This window comes from Allokutzneria albata (assembly GCF_900103775.1).
In the GTDB taxonomy this organism is placed as follows: domain Bacteria; phylum Actinomycetota; class Actinomycetes; order Mycobacteriales; family Pseudonocardiaceae; genus Allokutzneria; species Allokutzneria albata.
The window spans coordinates 1441148-1463499 of sequence record NZ_LT629701.1; the positions used below are offsets into that span (position 1 = coordinate 1441148).

Annotated in this window: 7 protein-coding genes and 1 pseudogene; 5 read left to right on the forward strand and 3 right to left on the reverse strand. The window is 69.7% G+C overall.

The features are described 5' to 3' along the window. From BLT28_RS06255 to BLT28_RS06270, 4 genes and pseudogenes are all read left to right on the forward strand, one after another. Window positions 1–9936 (forward strand): annotated as a pseudogene (locus tag BLT28_RS06255) (SDR family NAD(P)-dependent oxidoreductase); the annotation flags it as partial. 2 nt (window positions 9937–9938) lie between these two features. Next, entirely contained in the window at window positions 9939–11201 is a 1263-nt protein-coding gene (locus tag BLT28_RS06260; protein ID WP_030433917.1) for an activator-dependent family glycosyltransferase, read from the forward strand. Next, the gene (locus BLT28_RS06265; RefSeq protein ID WP_030433918.1) at window positions 11198–12412 is read left to right on the forward strand and encodes a glycosyltransferase; all 1215 of its coding nucleotides are present in this window, start codon (window positions 11198–11200) and stop codon (window positions 12410–12412) included. The genes BLT28_RS06260 and BLT28_RS06265 overlap by 4 nt, the downstream gene beginning before the upstream one ends. 25 nt (window positions 12413–12437) lie before the next feature. Further along, the gene (locus BLT28_RS06270; RefSeq protein WP_211256756.1) at window positions 12438–13331 is read left to right on the forward strand and encodes an NUDIX domain-containing protein; all 894 of its coding nucleotides are present in this window, start codon (window positions 12438–12440) and stop codon (window positions 13329–13331) included. Here the strand turns inward: BLT28_RS06270 and BLT28_RS06275 are convergent. From BLT28_RS06275 to BLT28_RS06285, 3 genes are all read right to left on the reverse strand, one after another. Continuing rightward, on the reverse strand, window positions 13328–14446 hold the full coding sequence (locus tag BLT28_RS06275) for an HNH endonuclease signature motif containing protein (RefSeq protein ID WP_083383672.1): 1119 nt from the start codon (window positions 14444–14446) through the stop codon (window positions 13328–13330). The two genes, BLT28_RS06270 and BLT28_RS06275, sit on opposite strands and share 4 nt — an antisense overlap. Before the next feature lie 364 nt (window positions 14447–14810). Then, window positions 14811–15974, reverse strand: a complete 1164-nt coding sequence (locus BLT28_RS06280; RefSeq protein WP_052408239.1) for an acyltransferase family protein — start codon at window positions 15972–15974, stop codon at window positions 14811–14813. A gap of 26 nt (window positions 15975–16000) precedes the next feature. Continuing rightward, window positions 16001–17149 carry an aromatic ring-hydroxylating oxygenase subunit alpha gene (locus tag BLT28_RS06285; RefSeq protein ID WP_030433672.1) on the reverse strand — a complete coding sequence of 383 codons (1149 nt, stop codon included), beginning with the start codon at window positions 17147–17149 and terminating at the stop codon, window positions 16001–16003. A gap of 177 nt (window positions 17150–17326) precedes the next feature. On the opposite strand from BLT28_RS06285, the gene BLT28_RS06290 reads away from it, so the two are divergent. Further along, window positions 17327–22351, forward strand: coding sequence for a type I polyketide synthase (locus tag BLT28_RS06290; RefSeq protein ID WP_030433673.1), 5025 nt, complete (start codon window positions 17327–17329; stop codon window positions 22349–22351). The last annotated feature ends 1 nt before the right edge of the window (window position 22352 follow it).

Genomic DNA, 22352 nt, shown 5'->3' on the forward strand with positions numbered 1-22352 from the left:
GCCGCGGCCGCTGAGCCGGTCGCCGTCGTCTCGATGAGCTGCCGCTACCCCGGCGGTGTTCGCTCACCCGAGGACCTGTGGCGGCTGGTGTCCACCGGGACCGACGCCATCGGCGGGTTCCCGGCCGACCGGGGTTGGGACCTCGACGGCCTGTTCTCCGACGACCCCGCCCGCCCCGGTCGCAGTGCCGTGCGGGAGGGCGGTTTCCTGGAGGAGGCCGCCGAGTTCGACGCGGAGTTCTTCGGGATCTCCCCACGCGAGGCGACGACCATGGACCCGCAGCAGCGGCTGCTGCTGGAGACCTCGTGGGAGGCGTTCGAGCGAGCGGGCATCGACCCGGCCTCGGTGCGGGGCAGCCGCACCGGCGTGTTCGCCGGGATCATGGTCAGCGGCTACGGCATGCGCGAGATCAGCGTTCCCGGCGCCGCGGGCGAGTACGAGGGCCACATCGGCAACGGCAGCGCCGGGAGCATCACCTCGGGCCGGATCTCCTACACGTTCGGCCTCGAAGGCCCGGCGCTGACGGTGGACACGGCGTGCTCGTCGTCGCTGGTGGCGATCCACCTCGCGATCCAGTCGCTGCGGCGCGGTGAGTGCTCGCTCGCCCTGGCCGGGGGAGCGTCGGTGATGGCGATCCCCGCGCTGTTCGTCGAGTACAGCAAGCAGGGTGCGTTGGCCCTGGACGGCCGCTGCAAGTCGTTCAGCTCGGACGCCGACGGCACCAACGGCTCCGAGGGCGTGGGCATCGTATTGCTGGAGCGCCTTTCCGACGCCCAGCGCAACGGTCATCCCGTGCTCGCGGTGATCCGTGGCTCGGCGATCAACCAGGACGGCGCCTCCAACGGGTTGACCGCACCCAACGGTCCTTCGCAGCAGCGCGTGATCCGCGCCGCGTTGGCCGATGCTGGCCTGTCCACTTCGGACATCGATGCGGTCGAGGCGCACGGCACCGGGACCAGGCTCGGCGATCCGATCGAGGCTCAGGCGTTGATCGCGACCTACGGCCAGGACCGCTCGACCCCGCTCTACCTGGGTTCGCTGAAGTCGAACATCGGGCACACCCAGGCCGCGGCGGGGGTCGGCGGCGTGATCAAGATGGTGCAGGCGATGCGTCACGGCATCCTGCCCAAGACCTTGCACGTGGAGCAGCCGACACCGCAGGTGGACTGGTCGGCGGGCGCGGTCACGCTGCTGACCGAACAGCTTCCCTGGGACGCGGAGATTCGCCGCGCTGGTGTGTCGTCGTTCGGTGTGAGCGGCACCAACGCGCACGTTGTCCTTGAACAGGCACCGGATGCTTCGGTGGAGGACGTCGAGCAGCACGACGGTCCGGTCCCGCTTGTCCTGTCCGCCAGGGGCTTTCCCGCCCTGCGCGAGCAGGCTGCTCGTTTGGTGACCGCGCTGGACGCTGGTCTGTCCGCAGTGGATGCTGCGTGGACACTGACCAGCCGGTCGTCCATGGAGCACCGGGCCGTCGCCATGGGTGTGGAGGGGCTGCGTGCGTTGGCCGAGGACAAGCCCTCGGCCGCCGTCGTGAAGGGTGTTGCTGAAGCGAGCGGCGCCGTCTTCGTGTTCCCTGGCCAGGGCTCGCAGTGGGTCGGCATGGCTGTCGAGTTGCTGGAGTCGCCGGTCTTCGCTTCTCGGATGGCTGAGTGTGCCGCTGCGTTGCGGGAGTTCGCTGACTGGGATTTGTTCGAGGTCCTGTCGGATGCGGAGGCGTTGGAGCGGGTCGATGTTGTGCAGCCGGCGTTGTTCGCGGTGATGGTGTCGCTGGCTTCGCTGTGGCGCTCTCGTGGTGTCGAGCCCGCCGTGGTGGTGGGTCATTCGCAGGGCGAGATCGCGGCGGCGTGTGTTGCTGGGGCGTTGAGTCTGCGTGATGCGGCTCGTGTAGTTGTGTTGCGCAGTAGGGCGATTCGGGCATCACTCGCCGGACGTGGTGGCATGGTGTCGGTTCCGGTTCCTGCTTCGGAGATCACGGGTGATGTGTCCATCGCTGCGGTGAACGGTCCTTCGTCCACTGTGGTCTCTGGCGATCAGACTGCGTTGGATGAGGTGTTGGCGCGGTGGGATCGGGCGAAGCGTATTCCCGTTGACTACGCGTCTCACTCGCCGCAGGTGGAAGCGCTCCGCGAGGAGTTGGCTGAGGCCCTGGCGCGGATCGAGCCGCGTACGGCGTCGATTCCGTTCTTCTCCACGGTCACCGGGGACTACGTCGACGGTTCCGAGTTGAACGCGGAGTACTGGTACGAGAACCTGCGTCAGACGGTCCGGTTCAACGACGCTGTCAATGCCCTCGAAGGACACGTGTTCATCGAGTGCAGCCCGCATCCGGTGCTGGTTCCGGCCCTGGATGCGCCTGTTGTCGGGACGCTCCGCCGCGATGACGGCGGGACCGAGCGGTTCTTGACGTCTGTCGCCGAAGCTCACGTGCTGGGTGCTTCGGCTGACTGGACGACAGTCGTTCGCGGGCGCCGGGTGCACCTGCCGACCTATCCTTTCCAGCGCCGTCGCTACTGGCTGGACGGTGGAAACGCGGCCGACGTCGCTTCCGCCGGGCTCGAATCCGTTGACCACCCATTGCTCGGAGCCGCAGTGCCCCTCGCGGCCTCCGCCGGTTACGTGTTCACGTCGAAGGTGTCCGTGCACACGCATCCCTGGCTGGCCGACCACGTGGTGCGGGGTGAAATCCTGGTGCCGGGCACGGCTTTCGTGGAGTGGGCCCTGCGAGCGGGTGACGAGACAGGGTGCCAGCTCGTCGAGGAGCTGGTGCTGGTCGCACCCCTCGTCCTGCCGTCCTCGGGAACAGTCCAAGTCCAGGTGACGGTGACCGCGCCCGGCGGGACGGGGCGCCGCGACCTCACAGTGCACGCCAGGAGTGGTGTGGGGGACTGGGTTCTGCATGCGACGGCGACCCTGGTCCCCGCGTCAGATCCTGTCGTCGACGACCTCGTCCCGTGGCCGCCGAGCGACGCTGATCACGTTGACACAGAGGGGTTCTACGGTCGCCTCGCGACGACGGGACTTGCCTACGGCACGAGCTTCCAAGGGGTCCGTGCGGCGTGGAAGCGAGGGGATGACCTCTTCGTGGATGTCGAGCCCGGCAGTGACCTGACTGCGGCAGGATTCGGTCTGCACCCGGCGGTGCTGGACGCGGCTGTGCACGCGGCTGGATTGACCGCAGAGCTCGGGGCGCCGAAGCTGCCGTTCCTGTGGAGCGGGATCACGCTCCACGCCACCGGTGCCACGGCGGTGCGCGTGCGGATCACCTCGCTCGGCAACGACTCGTTCGCCGTCCTCGTGGCGGACTCGCAGGGGCTTCCTGTGCTCACGGTGGACTCATTGTCCGTGCGCCAGGTCGACATCTCGCGCACCACGGCGCCAGACAACCTGTATCGTCCTGTGTGGACCGAGGTTGTCCCTGTGGATGGCAAATCGCCTTCCGCTATGGTCTTCGACGGCGACCTGTCGAAGGTCGTCGGTGTTGATCTGGTCTTTGTACGGGTTGACGAGGAGTCGGCGCGCAAGGCGACGGCCGACGCACTTCACCTGATGCAAACCTGGCTGTCCGATGAGCGGTTCGCCACCGCCCGCCTGGTCTTCGTGACCGGATCGGACGCCGCTGGAGCTGCTGTCCGGGGACTGGCCCGCTCGGCCCAGGCCGAGCACCCCGGGCGGCTTCTGCTCATCGAGCACGACGGTCCCCTGGACGTCGGCGCGCTGGTGCGCGCGTGCTCGGTGGGCGAGCCGGTCCTCGCGCTGCGCGATGGCAAGGTCTTCGCGCAGCGCGTGGATCCGGTGCGGGACAACCTCATCGCCCCGGAGTGGGGGTCGGAGGACACGGTCCTGGTGACCGGTGGAACCGGAACCCTCGGCGCCGCGGTCGCCCGGCACCTGGCAGCTGCGGGCGTGGGTCGCCTCCTCCTGGTGAGCCGCCGTGGCCCGGCGGCACCCGGAGCGGAGGCGTTGGTCGCCGACCTGGAGGGCACTGAGGTCACCGTGGTGGCCGCTGACCTGGCAGATCGGGACGCAGTCGCCGCGCTGCTGGAAGCTCATCCTGCGACCGCGGTTGTGCACTGTGCGGGTGCGCTCGACGACGGTCTGATCGAGTCGCTGACGCCAGAACGGATCGACGCGGTCTTTCAGTCCAAAGTGGACGCGGCGGTACACCTCCACGAGCTGACCAGCGATCTCAAGGCGTTCGTGCTGTTCTCCTCGGCTGCGGGCATGTTCGGGACGCCGGGGCAGGGCAACTACGCCGCCGCCAACGCGTTCCTCGACGCCTTGGCGGCCGAGCGGCACGCGAGGGGGCTGCCCGCCACGTCGATCGCGTGGGGATTCTGGGCCGAGACCAGCGAACTCACCGCGCAGCTGTCCGAGAACGACCGCAGGCGCATGGCCGGATCCGGCGTGCTGCCGCTCACCACGGAGCAGGGGCTGGCCCTCTTCGACGCCGCGGTGGCGCTGGGGGAGCCCACGGTGGTGGCGGTCCGGCTGGACCGGTCGGTTCTGCGTGCCCGTGCTGAAGCGGGGAACCTGCCTGCTCCGTTGCGAGGGCTTGTTCCCCGTGCGCGCCGCGTCGCCAGTGAGGGGCGGCTCGCGTCTGTTCCTGCGGCACAGCGCCGTGGAATGCTGCTGGCCGCGGTCCTTGCCGAAACGGCCGCAGTGCTCGGGTACCGGCCCGACCAGGTTCAGGCGGATCGCGATTTCAAGCGGCTCGGTTTCGACTCGCTGACCGCTGTCGAGCTGCGCAACCGGCTGTCCGCGCTGACCGGGCTGCGGCTGCCCGCGACGCTCGTCTTCGACCACCCCACGCCGAACGCGCTCGTGGAGTTCCTGCTGGGCGGGTTCGAACCGGCCGAGCAGGAGGAGGTGCGCGCCACCACCGACGAGCCGATTGCGATCGTGGCGATGAGCTGCCGCTATCCCGGCGGTGTCGGTTCACCGGAGGACCTGTGGTCGCTCGTGAGCCAGGGACGTGACGCCATCGGGCCGTTCCCGACCGACCGCGGCTGGGACCTGGCGGAGCTGTTCGACGACGATCCGGAGCACATCGGCCGGAGCTACGTGCGCGTGGGCGGCTTCCTCGACGGTGCGGGGGAGTTCGACGCGGAGTTCTTCGGGATCTCCCCGCGCGAGGCGGTGACGATGGACCCGCAGCAGCGCCTGCTGCTGGAGACCTCGTGGGAGGCGCTGGAGCGGGCGGGTATCGACCCGGCCTCGGTGCGGGGCAGTCGCACGGGTGTGTTCACCGGCGTCATGGCGGGCGGGTACGGCCTGCGACAGATGATCACCCCTGGCGGGGCCGGTGAACACGAGGGCTACCTCGCGAACGGCAGCTCGGTCAGCGTCGCATCCGGACGGATCTCCTACACGTTCGGTTTCGAAGGCCCCGCGATGACCGTGGACACGGCGTGCTCGTCGTCGCTGGTGGCGATCCACCTCGCGGTGCAGTCGCTGCGGCGTGGCGAGAGCTCCCTCGCATTGGCCGGTGGCGTCTCGGTGATGTCCACTCCGTCGTTCTTCGTCGAGTACAGCAGGCAGCGCGGTCTCGCCCCCGACGGGCGCTGCAAGTCTTTCGGGGCGGGAGCCGACGGGACGGCGGGTTCCGAAGGCGTCGGGATGCTTTTGCTGGAGCGCCTTTCCGACGCGCGCCGCAACGGACACCCCGTGCTCGCGGTGGTTCGCGGTTCGGCGGTGAACCAGGATGGCGCGTCCAACGGTTTGACGGCGCCGAATGGTCCTTCGCAGCAGCGGGTGATCCGGGCCGCGTTGACCGATGCCGGTCTGTCTACTTCGGACATCGACGTTGTCGAGGCGCACGGCACCGGCACGAGGTTGGGTGATCCGATCGAGGCTCAGGCGGTGATCGCGACCTATGGCCAGGATCGTGCGACCCCGGTGTACTTGGGGTCGTTGAAGTCGAACATCGGTCATGCGCAGGCTGCCGCGGGTGTCGGTGGCGTGATCAAGATGGTGCAGGCGATGCGTCACGGCCTGCTGCCCAAGACTCTGCACGTGACCGAGCCGACGCCTGAGGTCGACTGGTCCGAGGGCGCCGTGTCGTTGCTGACCGAGGAGGCCGCTTGGCCGTCGTCGGCGCGGCGCCGTGCTGGTGTGTCGTCGTTCGGCGTGAGCGGGACCAATGCCCACGTCATCCTTGAGCACGCCGACGAAGAGCCTGCGAGCGTTGTCGTCGAGCGCTCCCAGCACGTGTGGCCCGTCTCGGCGCGGGATGCTGTCGCGTTGCGAGCTCAGGCGCGTCGACTGCTGGAGATCGAGGCTGAGCCTGCGGATGTGGCGTGGTCGTTGGCCACCACGCGTTCGGTGATGGAGCACCGGGCGGTGGTTCTCGGTGACCTACAGGCCGGATTGACCGCGCTCGCCGATGGTTCGGAGAGCCCCGCTGTGGTGCGCGGCCGGGCTGCTGACCGCGGTGCTGCGTTCGTGTTCCCTGGTCAGGGTTCGCAGTGGGTCGGCATGGCTGTCGAGCTGTTGGAGTCGCCGATTTTCGCTTCTCGGATGGCTGAGTGTGCCGCTGCTTTGCGGGAGTTCGCTGATTGGGATTTGTTTGAGGTCTTGTCGGATGCGGAGGCTCTGCAGCGGGTCGATGTTGTGCAGCCGGTGTTGTTCGCGGTGATGGTGTCGTTGGCGGCGTTGTGGCGGTCGTATGGCGTTGAGCCTGCGGTTGTGATCGGCCATTCGCAGGGTGAGATCGCGGCGGCGTGTGTTGCTGGGGCGTTGAGTTTGCGTGATGCGGCTCGGGTGGTTGTGTTGCGGAGTAAGGCGATTCGGTCGTCGCTTGCTGGTCGTGGTGGCATGGTGTCGGTTCCGGTGCCTGTTTCGGAGATCAGCGGTGATGTGTCGATTGCTGCGGTGAATGGTCCTTCGTTGACGGTGGTTGCGGGTGATCCTGCGGCTTTGGATGGGGTGTTGGCGCGGTGGGATCGGGCGAAGCGGATTCCGGTGGATTACGCGTCGCATTCGGCTCAGGTGGAGGAGATCCGGGATGAACTCCTCGACGCACTCGCCTCGATCGCGCCTCAGGAGACGAGCACCCCGTTCTTCTCGACCGTGACGTGTGAGTACCTTCCCGGCAGCGCGTTGAACGCGGAGTACTGGTACGAGAACCTGCGTCAGACGGTGCGGTTCAACGACGCGGTCAACGCCTTGGACGGGCACGTGTTCATCGAGTGCAGTCCACATCCGGTGCTGATCCCGGCGTTGGACACTGCCGCGGTCGGAACGTTGCGCCGAGATGAAGGCGGCATGGACAGGTTCGTCCGCTCGCTGGCCGAAGCGCACGTGCACGGTGTCCACGTGGACTGGCGTGCCCTGCTCGGCGGTGGACGGCGCGTCGACCTTCCGACGTATCCGTTCCAGCGTCGGCACTACTGGCTCGACAATCCTGTGTCGACCCGCCTTGACGCGGCAGGACTGGGGATGACGTCCGTTGAGCACCCATTGCTCGGAGCGGCGGTGGCGTTGCCGGGGACGGGTGGTTTCCTGTTCACGTCCAGGCTGTCCCTCGACACGCATCCGTGGCTGGCCGATCACGCCGTCCACGGTGCAGCGCTCCTGCCCGGTACTGCCTTCGTCGAGCTCGCTGTGCAGGCAGGCGCGTTCGCCGGCGCGGATGTGCTCGACGAGCTGACGCTGCACGCGCCGCTCGTCCTCCCCGCCGAAGGAGGCGTTCGGGTCCGCGTCCTGGTGGGAGCCGACCAGCAGGTCAGCGTGTACTCGCTGCCGGACGGCCTACCTGAGGACTCGGAGTGGGTCCTACATGCCGGCGGCACCCTGGTCATCGGAGCTGAGCGCGCTGAGCAGCTGGACGAGTGGCCGCCGCGTGAAGCGTCCGAAGTGGACATCGCACGGCTCTACGAGTCCTTGGCTGAAAAGGGCTTCCAGTACGGTCCAGTGTTCCAGGGCTTGCGCGCGGTGTGGCGGCGTGGCGAGGAGGTCTTCGCCGAGGCTGTTCTGCCGCAGGGTGAGGCGACGGGCAGCTACGGCCTGCACCCCGCCCTGTTCGATGCCGCTTTGCACGCCGCTGTGGTGGGTGAAGACGGCCCGTCGACGCCGAAGCTGCCCTTCTCGTGGAGCGGTGTCGCGCTGCACGCGCCCGCCGGCGATGCCGTGCGCGTCCGGATTGCTCCCAGCGGGCCGGAATCTCTCTCGGTCGATCTGTACAGCGCGAGCGGAGCGCTGGTCGCGTCGGTCGCCTCGGTTGTCGCGCGGCCGCTGAGCGAGGACCTGTTGAGCGGGTTGCGGACTACGGATTCGCTGTTTCGCCTGAACTGGGTACCCGTGGCGACTCCCGCGCGCAGCTCGGAGGTCGTCGTCGGCAGGGATCTGCCCGATGAGACGTCGCCGGTCGTTGCGGTCGAAGTGTCTACAGTGGTCTCTGCGCTCGACTTGGTGCAGCGGTGGCTCGCGGACGCGCGGTATGCCGAATCACGGCTCGCTGTGCTCACTCGAGGGGCAGAGGACGATCCCGCGCTTGCGGCGGTGTGGGGCCTGCTGCGGTCTGCCCAGACCGAGCACCCGGACCGCTTCGTCCTGGTTGATCTGCCCGACGGCGACTCGACGCTGGTGGGTGCGGCCGTCGCCACCGGGGAACCGCAGGTCGCGGTGCGTGACGGGAAGCTGTTCGCGCTGCGGCTGGCCCGAGCCGGTGCGGCCGCGCGGCTGCCGGAATTCGATCCCGAGGGAACGGTTCTGGTCACCGGCGGCAGCGGGGGGCTCGGGCGACTGGTGACGCGTCACCTGGTGACCGAGCACGGCGTGCGACGTGTCCTGGTCGTCTCTCGGCGCGGTGCCGATGCTCCAGGAGCCGCGGAGCTGGCTGCCGAACTGGGCGACGCGGTGACGTTCGCCGCGTGTGACGTGGCGGACCGGGATGGGCTTTCGGCTCTGTTGAGCGGAGTCAAGCTCACTGGGGTCGTCCACGCGGCTGGTGTGCTCGATGACGGAGTTGTCGAGTCGCTGACGCCCGAGCGCCTGGACACCGTGTTCCGGTCCAAAGTGGACGCCGCGCTGCACTTGGACGAGCTGACCAGGGACCAGGACCTCGCCGCGTTCGTGCTGTTCTCGTCGGCGGCCGGTGTGTTCGGTGGTCCGGGACAGTGCAACTACGCCGCGGCCAACGCGGCGCTGGACGCCTTGGCCACCCGCAGGCGCACGGCCGGTCTGCCGGCGGTCTCGCTCGCGTGGGGCATGTGGGCCCAGGCCAGCGACATGGCCGGGGATCTCGGCAGCGATGACTCGCGGCGACTGATGGCCAGGGGCGGAGTGCTGCCGCTGTCGCCGGAGCAGGGCTTGGCGCTGCTGGACGCCTCCCTCGCCCATGACGAGGCCGTGCTCGTCCCGGCGCGACTGGACCTCGGCGTGGCGTCTTCGCCGTTGCTGCGCGGCCTCGTGCGCAGGCGCGCGCTCGTCGCGGACATGGCTCAGGACCTGTCCGGCTTGCCCGTTGCCAAGCGGGAACAGGTGCTGACCGACCTCGTGCACACCCACGTCGCGGCGGTGCTCGGGCATGAGTCCGGCGCGGCGATCGATCCCGAGAAACCTTTCAAGGACCTCGGGTTCGACTCGTTGACGGCAGTCGAGCTGCGCAACCGTCTCGCGGCGGCGACCGGGCTGCGGCTGCCCGCCACGCTCGTCTTCGAGCGGCCGACGCCCGCGGATCTGTCGGCGTTCCTGCTGGACCGGTTGGTGGGTTCCGCGCCGGGAGCGGCGGAGGCGTCGCTTGCCGATCTCGACCGCCTGGACGACGTGCTCGGCTCACTGGACGACGGCGACTCCGGGCGCGCGGCGCTGATCGCCCGCGTGCGCGCGTTGCTGGCCAGGCACTCCGGCGACGGCGGTGACGGCAGGCAGGCCGTGGCCGACGCCAGCGACGAGGAGATGTTCGCGTTGATCGACAGCGAGATCGGAGCCTGACCGTGCGAGTCCTGTTCACCTCGTTCGCGCTCGACGCCCACTACCTGGGGTCGGTGCCGCTGGCCTGGGCGCTGCGCGCGGCCGGGCACGAGGTCCGCGTGGCCAGCCAGCCCGCGCTGACCGGCACCGTCACCTCGGCCGGGCTGACCGCGGTCCCGGTCGGCGAGGACCACCGGCTGCTGGAGGCCATGGCCGCCAGCGCCGCCCAGCCCGGCGAGACCCCGTGGAACGCCGTCGACCTGGACCCGGCGCGGCCGGAGGTCGGCTCGTGGCCGTTCCTGGAAGCGCTCAACGACCGGCTGCCGTCGATGTTCTTCGCCCGCGCCAACACCGAGTCGATGATCGACGACCTGGTGGACTTCGCGCGGGACTGGCGGCCGGACCTGGTGATCTGGGAACCGTTCACGCTCGCCGGTGCGGTGGCGGCCAAGGCAGTCGGGGCCGCGCACGCGCGTCTGCTGTGGGGCGCGGACCTGTTCCTCAACCAGCGCGTGGCGTACCTGCGGATGCTGGCCGCGCGGGGTGGCTCCGACGCGCTGGCCGACTGGCTCGGCGGGGTGCTCGACCGCCACGGGCTGTTCTTCGACGAGACCGCCGTGCGCGGCCAGTGGACCATCGACATGATGCCCGCGAGCATCCGCCTGCCGTCCGAGGAACTGACCGTTCCGATGCGGTATGTGCCCTACAACGGCACCGCCGTGGTCCCGGACTGGCTCCGCCGACCGCCGACGCGGCCTCGCGTGTGCTTGACCGTGGGCCTGACGGCGCGCGGCGGGGCGAACTACCTCGTCGGCAACCTCGGCGGGCTGTTCGACGCGATCGGCGACCTCGACGTGGAGATCGTCGCCACGCTGAACGCCGCGCAGCGGGCCGAGGTCGCGGCGTTGCCGGACAACGTCCGCGCCGTGGACTTCGTTCCGCTGCACGCGCTCCTGCCGACCTGCTCGGCCATCGCCCACCACGGAGGAGCTGGGACGTGGTCCACCGCCGTGGCCTCCGGCGTACCCCAGATGATCTTCCCCTCGGTGTGGGACAACGCCTACCGTGCGCGCCGCACGGCCGAGATCGGCGCGGGGATCGCGGTCCCGCAACAGGAGCTGACCCCGGCCGCGTTGCGCGAGGGCCTGCTCCGCCTGCTGGGGGAGCCGGGCTTCGCCGAGGGCGCCGACCGGCTGCGCCGCGAGATGACCAACGATCCGAGCCCGGCTGAAGTCGTTGTGACGCTGGAGAAACTGACCGCCCAACACCAGGAGTTCGACGCGTGAGAGTGCTGATTGTCGCCGTGGGGACGATGGGCGACGTCGCCCCCTACACCGGCTTGGTGCCTCGGCTCGTCGAGGCCGGGCACGAGGTGGCGATCGCGGCGTACCCGCGCTTCGCCGAGCTGATCCGCTCCTGCGGGGCGGAGTTCCGCGACATCCCCGGCGATCCCGCCGCGCGGGGCGAGTGGACCCAGGCGGAGAACTCCTCCCAGGCCGCGCGGGGTGCCGCGAGCAAGGGACTGGAGCTGGGCGAGGCGATCCTGGCCGCCGCGAAGCAGGGCACCGACGTGCTGCTGCTGTCCATGGCCGCGCAGCCGGGCGTGCACGTCGCGGAGAGCCTCGGCATCCCGAGCATCGGGGTGTTCCTGCAACCGCTGTTCCCCACGACCGAGCACCCGCCGTCGTTCCTCGGCGTCGGCGGATCGCTGGGCGGATGGGGCAACCGCGCCGCCGCCCGCGCGGTCATGGGCGTGATGGGCAGGCTGATGAGCCGCACCACCATGGAGCTCCGCTCCCGCCTCGGGCTGCCCACCCGCACCCGGGCGCAGCTCGCCGAGCAGCACGCGGCCTGGCCGGTGCTGCACGGTTACAGCCCGAGCGTGCTGCCCCGGCCCGCCGACTGGCGACCGGGACTGGAGGTGTGCGGCTACTTCTGGCCCGCGCCGCGCCCGGAGTGGACGCCACCGCAGGAGCTGCTGGACTTCCTCGCAGACGGGCCGCCGCCGGTGTTCGTCGGCTTCGGCAGCCGGAAGATCGCCGACGCGCCGCGCATCGCCGGGCTGGTCGACGAGGCGCTGCGCCTGGCCGGAGTGCGTGGCGTGATCCAGGCCGGCTGGGCCGATCTCACGACGTCCTCGTCGAACACCATCACGATCGGCGAGGCGCCGCACGAGTGGCTGTTCCCGCAGGTCTCTGCAGTGGTGCACCATAGCGGTGCCGGGACCACGGCGGCGGGGTTGCGCGCCGGAGTACCGACCGTGGGCGTACCGATCCTCGGCGACCAACCGTTCTGGGCGGGCCGCGTCGCCGGGCTCGGCGCCGGTCCCACCCCCGTGCCGTACAAGAAGCTCACCGCGCGACGCCTCGCCGATGCCATCGCCTCCGCGCCCGCTTTCGCCGATCGTGCACGGGAATTGGGTCGGCGCATCGCCACCGAGGACGGCGCGGGCGCCGTGGTGGCCGCGGTGAACCGGCTGGCCCTGGCCGGTTCATGACGTCGCAGTGGTGAGACGGCGCCTGGTGGCAGCGCTCCTGGTCCGCGAGGACCGGGCTCTCCTCTGCCACCGATCACCTTCCCGCGCTTGGTTTCCGGACGCGTGGGATGTCCCCGGCGGTCACGTCGAAGCCGAGGAGAGCGCAGCCGCGGCCTTGGTAAGGGAACTCCGGGAAGAACTCGGCGTCGAGATCGAGCCACCGACCGGATCGCCTGTCCGCCGCGTGGTCACGGACGCGTTCGAGCTGACCGTGTGGCGGGTCGACACGTGGGTCGGCGAAGTGCGGAACGCCGCGTCGTCCGAACACGACAGCATCGGCTGGTTCTCACAGGCCCAGGTGGACGCCCTGAGCTTCGTCGACGACCGTCTGCCCTCGATGGTCGCCGATTTGCTTGGTGCACCGCCGAAAGTGCGGATTCACCTCGCGGGGCTGTTGGCTTGTCCCGAGGTGCAGGCGTTGCGGCTGCGGTGGGATCCGGTGATGGCCGCCTTGGTCCCTCCGCACGTGACAGTCGCCTACCCGGAGGAAGTCCCAGACGTCGACCTGTTGGTCCGGAGAACGACCGCGCTGGCCCAGGAAACGGCGCCAATGGCGATCCGGCTCACGTCGGTGGTCGCTGACGATGAGGGCCGCGGAGGAGTCTTCGTCGCCGTCGATGATTCTCAGCGGGGCTGGGCCGGGCTTCGCCTCGGGCTGCTGCGCCCGCCGTTCCGCGGCAGCGGATACCCGCCCCATGTGACGCTCGTCCATCCCCGCACCTCGAAGAGCGGCCCCGCCGCATACCGTGCACTGCGTGGCACGCGGATGGACCTACCGGTGGTCATCGACGAGATCGCCTTGACGGAGACCGGCCCCGACCACTTCCGGGTGTTGCAGACGTTTCCACTTCGACATCACGGGCACCTCGGCACGAGCTAGAAGGGCGCGGGGTCGGCGATGGGTTCGAGTTCGGTCTCGATGACCTTGCCGCTCGGTGTGGTCCACGCATGCGTCCCGTCCGCCCGGTTCTCGCAGGACCAGCTGGAGTGGGTCTTCATCCGGTGGTGGTGCCTGCACTTGGGCCGCAGATTCGCGACCGTGGTGTTGCTGCCATCGAAGGGACAACAATGATCCAGGTCGCAGCGGTGCGCGGGCTGGTTACAGCCGACCATCGTGCACGTCGGATACCGGGCGTTGATGAGTTCTCGCTGGGCGGGTGTGGGCCGGTAGGTGGTGATGTGTTCGGCCATCCCGGTGGCGGGGTCGGTGAGGATCCGCTTCCAGATCCCGTTCGCCGCCACATCCGCCACGATCTCTGCGGGCAGCGGGCCGTACCCGGCCAGCATCACCGGGTCCGTGGTCAAGCCCAGGATGTTCGTGATCGGCATGGTCAGGTTGACGCACACCTCACCCTGCGGGGCGGGTGTTTCCTTGCCCATCAACAAATCCGCCGCGACATCCGACCGCTTCTGGTCCAGCGTTCGGTCATCCTTCGGTAGTGCCCGGGCGATGCGGTCGATGCGGTCGAAGGCGAGGGCCGCCTTCAGGGCGGGCAGGACCACGCGGAGGGAGCACATGCCGTCGTCGAGGTTGAACTTCTCCACCAACCGCTGCTTCCGTTTCTCCTCATGACGCCGCAACGCCGCCTCGGCGTCGAGCTTGAGGATGTAACGCCGGGCATAGCGTTGAGAGGCGGTGTAGTTGTGCGATGCGGCATGCGCGATCAGCACGGGTTCGGCGATCGCTTGGTTGGCGGCGTCGAGGACACTGACCTGATCAATGATCATCAACGCCTTGCCCTCGTCGATCCGGCCGTCCGACAAGGCTTCCAACACCACCGGGTGCTCCACCAGCGACATGGCCCGATCGATCAGCTTGTTGCCCTTGACCTGGGAGACACGCAGCAGCGGCATCAGAACATCCCCCGCGTACTGCTGCACTTCGGGATCGAGGTCGTTGTAGAGCTTCATCAGGGTCGAGGCGAAGTCCGCCACCGCACGCCCGATGGCGGCGTAGGCGGCCACGACGTCGTCTTCGATATCGGCAGGGGCCATACTCCTATTTTAGCGTCTGCAAATAGTTGATCATGGCTCTACGGAGTGAACTTTCCCTTATCTCCCAACGGTTCCAGCCCAAACGCAAGTCCCAGCAAACGGAAGCCGGGAACCCAGCCGAGGCTTTACCTGGGGTGCGCGTGCCATACGCTCGTCGGCGAGGGCCGGAGTTTCATCCCGTGCCCCCGTGAGGCCCAGGGGCACGCGCAAGGGGCCCCAGGTAAAGCCGACCCCACGCCGGAACCAGCGACCCTCCGCTGGAACTAGCCACCCCCACTTGTACCGGCCCGCCCAGGAACCCCAGCCCACGTGCCAGTGACCGGGAAGCACCCGGAGAACCCCTTGAAACTGCCGGGGAAACTGCCTATCGGGACGGCCGGGCGAATCGCTTGTACAGCGGGCGCTCCACGAGTGCGTAGAGCGCGACGGGCACGAGCAGCACGAGCGGCAGCACCACGAAGAACAACCACATCAGGGCCTGGCCGGTGTCCTGGCCGCCCGCGGGGAGCAGCAGCTGCCGGGCGAAGGCGATCACCACGAAGTGGCTCATGTACAGCGCGAAGGAGCGGTCGCCGAGGTAGGTCATGACCCGGCTGCGCAGGTGCGTCGGCTTGTCCTGGAGGTCGCGGGAGGCGAGCGTGGCCACGAGCAGTCCGGCGGGGGCGGCGTAGAACGGGCCGAAGAAGAAGATCGGCGGCAGTGTCAGGGACACCACGAGGGAGCCGAACAGCGCCAGCACGGCGAGACCGATGCGCTGCGGGCGCCACAGGCCCTCGGCGACGATGCGGGCCAGGAGCAGGCCGAGCACGAACTCGGCGAGCCTGCTCACGGGGAACAGGTAGCCGAACCACAGCTGCCACACCGGGATCGGCATCTCGGGCGCGAGGTGCGCGCCGCGGAACAGCAGGGCGACGCAGGGGACGGCGATGCTGACGAGCACGGCGCCCAGCGCGAAGAACTTCAGGCGGGCGCTGGGAATGCGCTTGACCACGAGGTAGAGCGCGGGGAAGAGCATGTAGAAGAAGAGCTCGTTGGCCAGCGACCAGGCGGGGGAGTTCGCCGAGGAGATGTAGGCGGGGTCGGGGACCCAGGCGTGCACCAGGAACAGGTTGGCGATGCCGGCGTCCCACCGGATCGGGCCGGGTGTGGTGCCGACCATCTGCGCCTGCGCGCCGTAGGTCACCAGGAACAGCATGGCCAGTGCCCACATCACCACGTGGTTCGGGAAGATCTTGACCAGCCGCCTGCGCCAGAAGCTCCTCGCTGTGTCACCGGAGGCCGACCGCGCCGACCAGGTGAGCACGAAGCCGCTGAGCACGAAGAAGATCGACACCGCCGAGGTGGCCAGCGGGATCGTCGCGCCGAAGGCGATCTGCAGGGTGGGGTCGGCGAAGATCACCTGGGTGGACACCAGGTGCACCAGGGCGACCGCGAGCGCGGCGTAGAACCGGACCCCGGTCAGCGACGGCAGCCGGTGCCCGGTGACGGGCGCCGGGCTGACACCGGACGGTGAGGTGGACGTGGTCATCGCGGTTCTTCCTGTCTGGGTGTCGGTCACGGTCGCAGGCCGAGGCCGTCGCCACCGGAGATCATGTCCTCGCAGACCCGGTGGAAGTGCGTGATCAGGCATTCGCGCTCGCTGAGGATGCTGCGCCGGTAGGCCGAGGACCGGGCGACGGCGGCGACGTCGGTCCACTCCTCGACGTCCTGGGCGACGATGCTCTTGTAGAGCTCCCAGGACATCTCGACGTAGTCCAGGTACTCCTCGTCGTCGGTGACGTACTGCAGCTCCCACGCCTCGAAGCGGGTCTTGTCCACGGCCAGCGGAACCGCGCGGAAGACCTGGGTGTGCAGGTGGGTGCTGTTCACCACGGTGGTCGGGAAGAGCACGTAGTTGCAGGTGGCGAGCGCGTTGTGGTCCAGGGTCTCGCGCAGCTCCTCCAGCACGCCCATCACGGGCACGACCATCATCCCGTTGCGGCCGAACACGTCGATGGTGGAGTGCCGCGCGTCCTTGACATCGGTGGACGGGACCTCGTGCAGCGCCTGGGCGTGGTAGTACTCGCTGAACGCGTCGACGCAGACCTTCCAGTTGACGTCGACGACCCACTCGACCTTCTCGGCCAGGCGCATGTCCTGCATCCTGAAGGCGCCGAGGTCGCCGGCGATCTCTTTGCCGAGCCAGTCCTCCAGCGACCCGGCCACCCCGGGGCCCGCGAGCACCGCCCACACCCAGCCGCCCCACTCGGCCAGGTCCAGCCCGGGTGCGCACAGCCCGGTGAGCAGGTCCTTGCCGAAGTCGGGGCGGTCCGGCACGCCGCGGACGTTGCCCTCCACGTCGTAGGACCAGTTGTGCCAGCGGCAGGTGAACCGCCGCGCGCCGGTGCCGCTCTCGCGCACGATCCGCGCGCCGCGGTGCTGGCACACGTTGTGGAAACCGGCGAGGGTGCCGTCCTCGCGGCGGGTGATCACGACGCTCTCGCCGTGGCCCTCCCAGACGTGGTGGTCGCCCGGGTCGGCGATCTGGTCGGAGCGGCAGATCAGTTGCCAGCTGCGGTTGAGCACGCGCTCGCGTTCCAGCTCGTAGCGCGCCGGGTCGCGGTAGACGTCGGCGTCCAGGGTCGCGGGCCCGATGGGCGGGGCGGCGGGCACGCCCGGTCCGAAGCGGGCGGGCAGGTCACCACGGGTGGGGTGGAAAACCACGGGTCTACCTCCAGCGGCAGGTCTCCTCCAGCGCGCAGCATCGCCGTGCGCGCACCCTTCCCACCAGGCAGAACCGGCGGCGGAATCGGCTTTCCGCCAGCGGTTCTGCCTGGTCCGCCGCCCGTGGCCGGGCCAATCATGGCGGACGGGTTTCCAGGAGAGAGAAGGACGTTCGGGGTGAGCGCTGAGGAGAAGCTGCGCGGCTATCTCAAGCGCGTGACCGGCGAGCTGCTGGACACGCGCAGGCGACTGGAAGCCGTCGAGAACGACGAGCCGGTCGCCGTCGTGGGCATGGCCTGCCGCTTCCCCGGCGGGGTGCGCTCGCCGGAGGACCTGTGGGACCTGGTGCTGCGCGGCGGCAGCGGTATCACCGAGGGCCCCGCCGACCGCGGCTGGTCACCGGAGAGCCGGTCGTTGCGCGGGGGGTTCCTGCACGACGCCGCGGACTTCGACGCCGACTTCTTCGAGATCTCCCCGCGCGAGGCCGCCGCGATGGACCCGCAGCACCGCCTGCTGCTGGAGACCTCGTGGGAGGTGTTGGAGCGCGCCGGGGTCGCCGCCGCCGACCTGCGCGGCAGCGACACGGGTGTCTACATCGGAATGATGGCGGGCGACTACGCCAACCGCCTCGCCCACTCCGGCTTCGAGGGGTTCTTCCTCAACGGCAACGGCGGCAGCATCGCCTCCGGCCGCATCGCCTACGCGCTCGGGCTCCACGGTCCCGCCGTCACCGTGGACACCGCGTGCTCGTCCACCCTCGTCGCGCTGCACGACGCCTGCCGGGCGCTGCGTCGCCGGGAGTGCTCGATGGCGTTGGTCGGCGGTGTCTCGGTGATGTCGACGCCCGCGCTGCTGGAGGAGTTCGGGCGCCAGGGCGGGCTCGCCGCGGACGGGCACTGCAAGCCGTTCGCCGCTGCCGCCGATGGGACGTCGTTCTCCGAGGGCGTCGCCATGGTGTTGGTGCAGCGCCTGTCCGACGCGGTGAAGGACGGACGCGAAGTGCTGGCACTGGTCCGGGGCTCCGCGGTGAACTCCGATGGCGCGTCCAACGGGCTGACCGCGCCGAACGGCACCGCGCAGGAGCTGGTGATCCGGAGCGCGTTGGCCGTGGCGCGGCTCACCCCGGACCAGGTCGACGTCGTCGAGGCGCACGGAACCGGGACCACGCTCGGCGATCCGATCGAAGGTCAGGCGCTGCTGGCGACCTACGGGGCGCGGCGTCGCGACGGGCAACCCCTGTTGCTGGGCTCGGTGAAGTCCAACATCGGCCACACGCAGTCCGCCGCGGGCCTGGCCGGCGTGATCAAGATGGTGCTCGCGCTGCGCGCCGGGATCGCGCCGCCGACCATCGGGGTGGACGCGCCGAGTCCGCACATCGACTGGTCGTCGGGGACGATGCGACTGCTCACCGAGGCGGTTCCGTGGCCGGAGACCGGTGAGCCGCGCCGCGCGGCCATCTCCTCGTTCAGCCTGAGCGGCACCAACGCCCACGTCGTGATCGAGCAGGCGCCGCCGTCCACAGCAGACACCGGAAGCGCTCCGGCAACCGTGCCCCTGGTCCTGTCCGCGAAGTCCTCGGACGCCCTCCGCGCGAGCGCCGCCGCACTGATGTCCACTATGGACAATGCAATCGATGTCGGTTTCTCGCTAGCGACCGGGCGATCGGCGTTGCGGCACCGCGCCGTGGTTGTGGGCGGTGACCTGAATGACGGCCTCGCCGCACTCGCCAACGGCGACACCGCACCCAACCTCGTTCAAGGAACCGCGACTCCCCGTAAGCCGGGCGCGGTGTTCGTCTTCCCTGGCCAAGGGCACCAGTGGGCAGGGATGGGCGCGGGCCTGCTGGCGGACTCGCCGGTCTTCGCCGCCAAGGTCGCGGAGTGCGAGGAGGCTTTCCTGCCGCACCTGGGCTGGTCGGTCGCCGATGTGCTGCGCGGCGGGCGGAGCCTTGACGAGGACGAAGTCGTGCAGCCGGTGCTGTTCACGATGATGGTCGCGCTGGCCGAGGTCTGGCGGGCGCACGGTGTCGAGCCGACGGCCGTTGTCGGGCACAGCCAGGGCGAGATCGCCGCCGCGCACGTCGCGGGCGCGCTGTCCTTGACCGACGCGGTGCGCATGGTGGCGCTGCGCAGTCGTCTCATCCAACAGCATCTCACCGGGCAGGGCGGAATGCTGGCGGTCGCGCGGCCCGCCGCTGAGGTCGCGGAGCTGATTTCTGCTTGGGGTGACAAGCTTTCCGTCTCCGCACTCAACGGCCCGTCGTCCACCGCGGTGTCCGGCGACCTCGACGTGCTGGCCGAGCTGGAGGCGGCGTGCGAGGTAAACGGAACGCGGACCCGGCGGATCGACATCGGCTACGCGGCGCACTCGCCGCAGGTGGAGTCGGTCGAAGCGGAGATGCGTGCGGCCATCGGCGTGGTCAAGCCCGCCGAGCTCAGCGTCCCGTTCTACTCGACCGCGCGGGCGCACGCGGTGGACGGAGCTGAACTCACCGAGGACTACTGGTGGGCGAACCTGCGCTCCCCGGTCGATTTCGTGGGCGCGGTGGAAGCTCTGGTGGCTGACGGCCACGACACGTTCGTCGAGTGCAGCGCGCACCCGGTCCTGACCTACGGCATCGACGAAATGGACGCGACGCTCGTCACGGGCACCCTGCGCCGGGAGAACGGCGGGCTCGCGCGATTCCTGCATTCGCTCGCTGAGCTGTACGTGCGCGGTCTGCACGTGGACTGGGCCTCGGCGTTCTCCGGCAGCGGTGCCCAGCGTGTCGCGTTGCCGACCTATCCGTTCCAGCGCAAACGTTTCTGGCTCGACGCCGCGCCTGGAGACGTCCGCGCGGTGGGCCTGGCTCCATCAGGACATCCCGTGCTCGGTGCCACCGTGGACCGTGCGGACAACGGCGACATGCTGCTGCTCGGACGCTTGTCGCTCGCGACCCACCCTTGGCTGGCCGACCACGCCGTCGCCGGGAACGTGCTCGTGCCCGGAACCGCATGGGTCGAGCTGGCTGCCCACTGCGGACTGGGCGCGGTCGAGGAGTTGACCCTGCACGCGCCGCTGGTTCTGGACGGCGATGTCGCGGTACAGGCGCTCATCAGTGACCGTCGCGTGGAGCTGTACTCGCGTCCTGCCGAGACCGATGAGCCCTGGGTGCGGCACGCGACCGGCACGCTCGGTGCCGCGGTCGAAGCTGATTGGACCGATCTCCGCGGAGCCTGGCCGCCGCAGGGCGCTGAGCCCGTCGATGTCGACGGCGCCTACGAGAAGCTCGCTGACCTCGGATACCAGTACGGTCCGGCGTTCCGAGGGCTGCGCGGCGCGTGGACGCGTGGAGAGGACGTCTTCGCCGAGGTCGAGTCGTTGGCGTCGGGCTTCACGCTGCACCCCGCCGTGTTCGACGCGACCCTGCACGCCCTGCTGGTCGTTGGCGGGTCATCGGACACCAGGCCACGCCTTCCCTTTGCGTGGCAGGGGGTCTCATTGCACAGGGCTACCGGTGACATGCTCCGGGTGCGGATCATCAGGCGTGGTGAGGACGAGATCGCTCTGCTGGTCACCGACTCCGCCGGAGCACCCGTCGCTTCGGTCGCCTCGTTGGTGACGCGGCCGATGTCGCCGGTGGGCGACGCCCTGTTCCGCCTCGACTGGCAGGTCGCCGACGTGGGTTCGGCGAGCGAGCTGGAGTTCGCGGCGATCGACACCTCACGCGATCTTCGGGTCGTGCTCGGCGAAGTGCTGGAGCGGGTGCAGTCCTGGCTCACCGAGGACCGCCCCGAACGCCTAGTGATCATGACTTCAGGTGCGCTGGGCGACGACCCCGATCCCGTCGGCGCGGCGGTGTGGGGGTTCGTGCGCTCGGCGCAGTCGGAGCACCCGGGTCGATTCGTCCTGCTGGACAGCGATTGCGGTCCTGTGGCGCTTCCAGACGGTGAGCCCCAGGTGTGGGCGCGCGACGGCAGCCTTCACGTCGCCCGCCTGGTCCCGGTGCCCCCGCCCACGACGAGCCCGGAACCCCTGGAATCGGTGCTGATCACCGGCGGTCTCGGCGCTCTCGGTTCCCGTCTGGCCAAGCACCTCGTCGCCGAGCGCGGCACGAAACGACTGGTACTGCTGGGAAGGCGCGGAGCGTCTACGCCGGGAGCGGAGGAGCTGGCCGGGCTCGACGCGGAGGTCGCGATCGTCGCGTGCGATGCCGCCGACCGCGACGCGCTCGCCCAGGTCCTCGCCGAGCACCCGGTGACCGCGGTGATCCACGCGGCGGGTGTGCTGGACGACGGCGTGATCACCGAACAGACCCCGGAGCGGATCGACCGCGTTCTGCGGTCCAAAGTGGACGCTGCGGTGAACCTGCACGAGCTGACCGGAGACCTGACCGACTTCGTCCTGTACTCGTCGTTGTCGGGCGTGCTCGGTGGCGCGGGGCAGCCGGGATACGCCGCCGCCAACGCGTTCCTCGACGCTCTCGCCGCGAAGCGGCGCGCTCACGGGCTGCCGGGGCGGTCGCTCGCCTGGGGTTCATGGGAGGCCGAGGGCGGCCTTGCCGGAGGAGTCCAGGAGAGGCTGTCCGCGGCGGGCTTGCTCCCGCTGAGCGACGCCGAGGGGCTCGCACTGTTCGACGCCTCTTCCGCTGTGGACAGTGCGACGCTGATCCCGGCGCGCCTGAACACGTCCGTGCTGCGCGCGATCGCGGCCAACGACGAACTGCCGCCGGTCCTGCGAGCACTGGTGCGAACGACGCGCCAGGAGCCCCAGAAGGCCCTGGACCTGTCCGGAGTGACCGAGCAGGAACTGCTGGAGCTGGTCCGCTCGCACGTCGCTTCCGTGCTCGGCCACTCGGCCACGGCGGTCGAGCCGGACCGGCCGTTCAAGGAACTCGGGTTCGACTCGCTCACCGCGGTCGAGCTGCGCAACCGGATCGGCGCCGCGACCGGGCTGCGTTTGCCCGCGACGCTGGTCTTCGACTACCCGACGCCCGAGGTCCTGGCCGCGCACCTGCGCTCGGAGCTGGTGGCCGAACCCGCCGACGCGGTGGAGACGACCGTGGCGCACCTGCGTTCGGTCGCCGGTGGCCTCGGCGAGTCGGAGCGCGCGGACCTGGCGCGGCGGCTGCGCGACCTCGCCCGCGAATGGGCGCCCGCGGTCACGACCGAGAGCGCCGAGGAGATCTTCGCCCTGCTCGACGAACAGCTTGAGATGAACTGAA

What these genes read in the sequence shown, in the direction of transcription:
- BLT28_RS06280 (WP_052408239.1), bottom strand. Translation starts at nt 15,974, where the DNA reads ATGACCACGTCCACCTCACCGTCCGGTGTCAGCCCGGCGCCCGTCACC.
- BLT28_RS06275 (WP_083383672.1), bottom strand. Translation starts at nt 14,446, where the DNA reads ATGGCCCCTGCCGATATCGAAGACGACGTCGTGGCCGCCTACGCCGCC.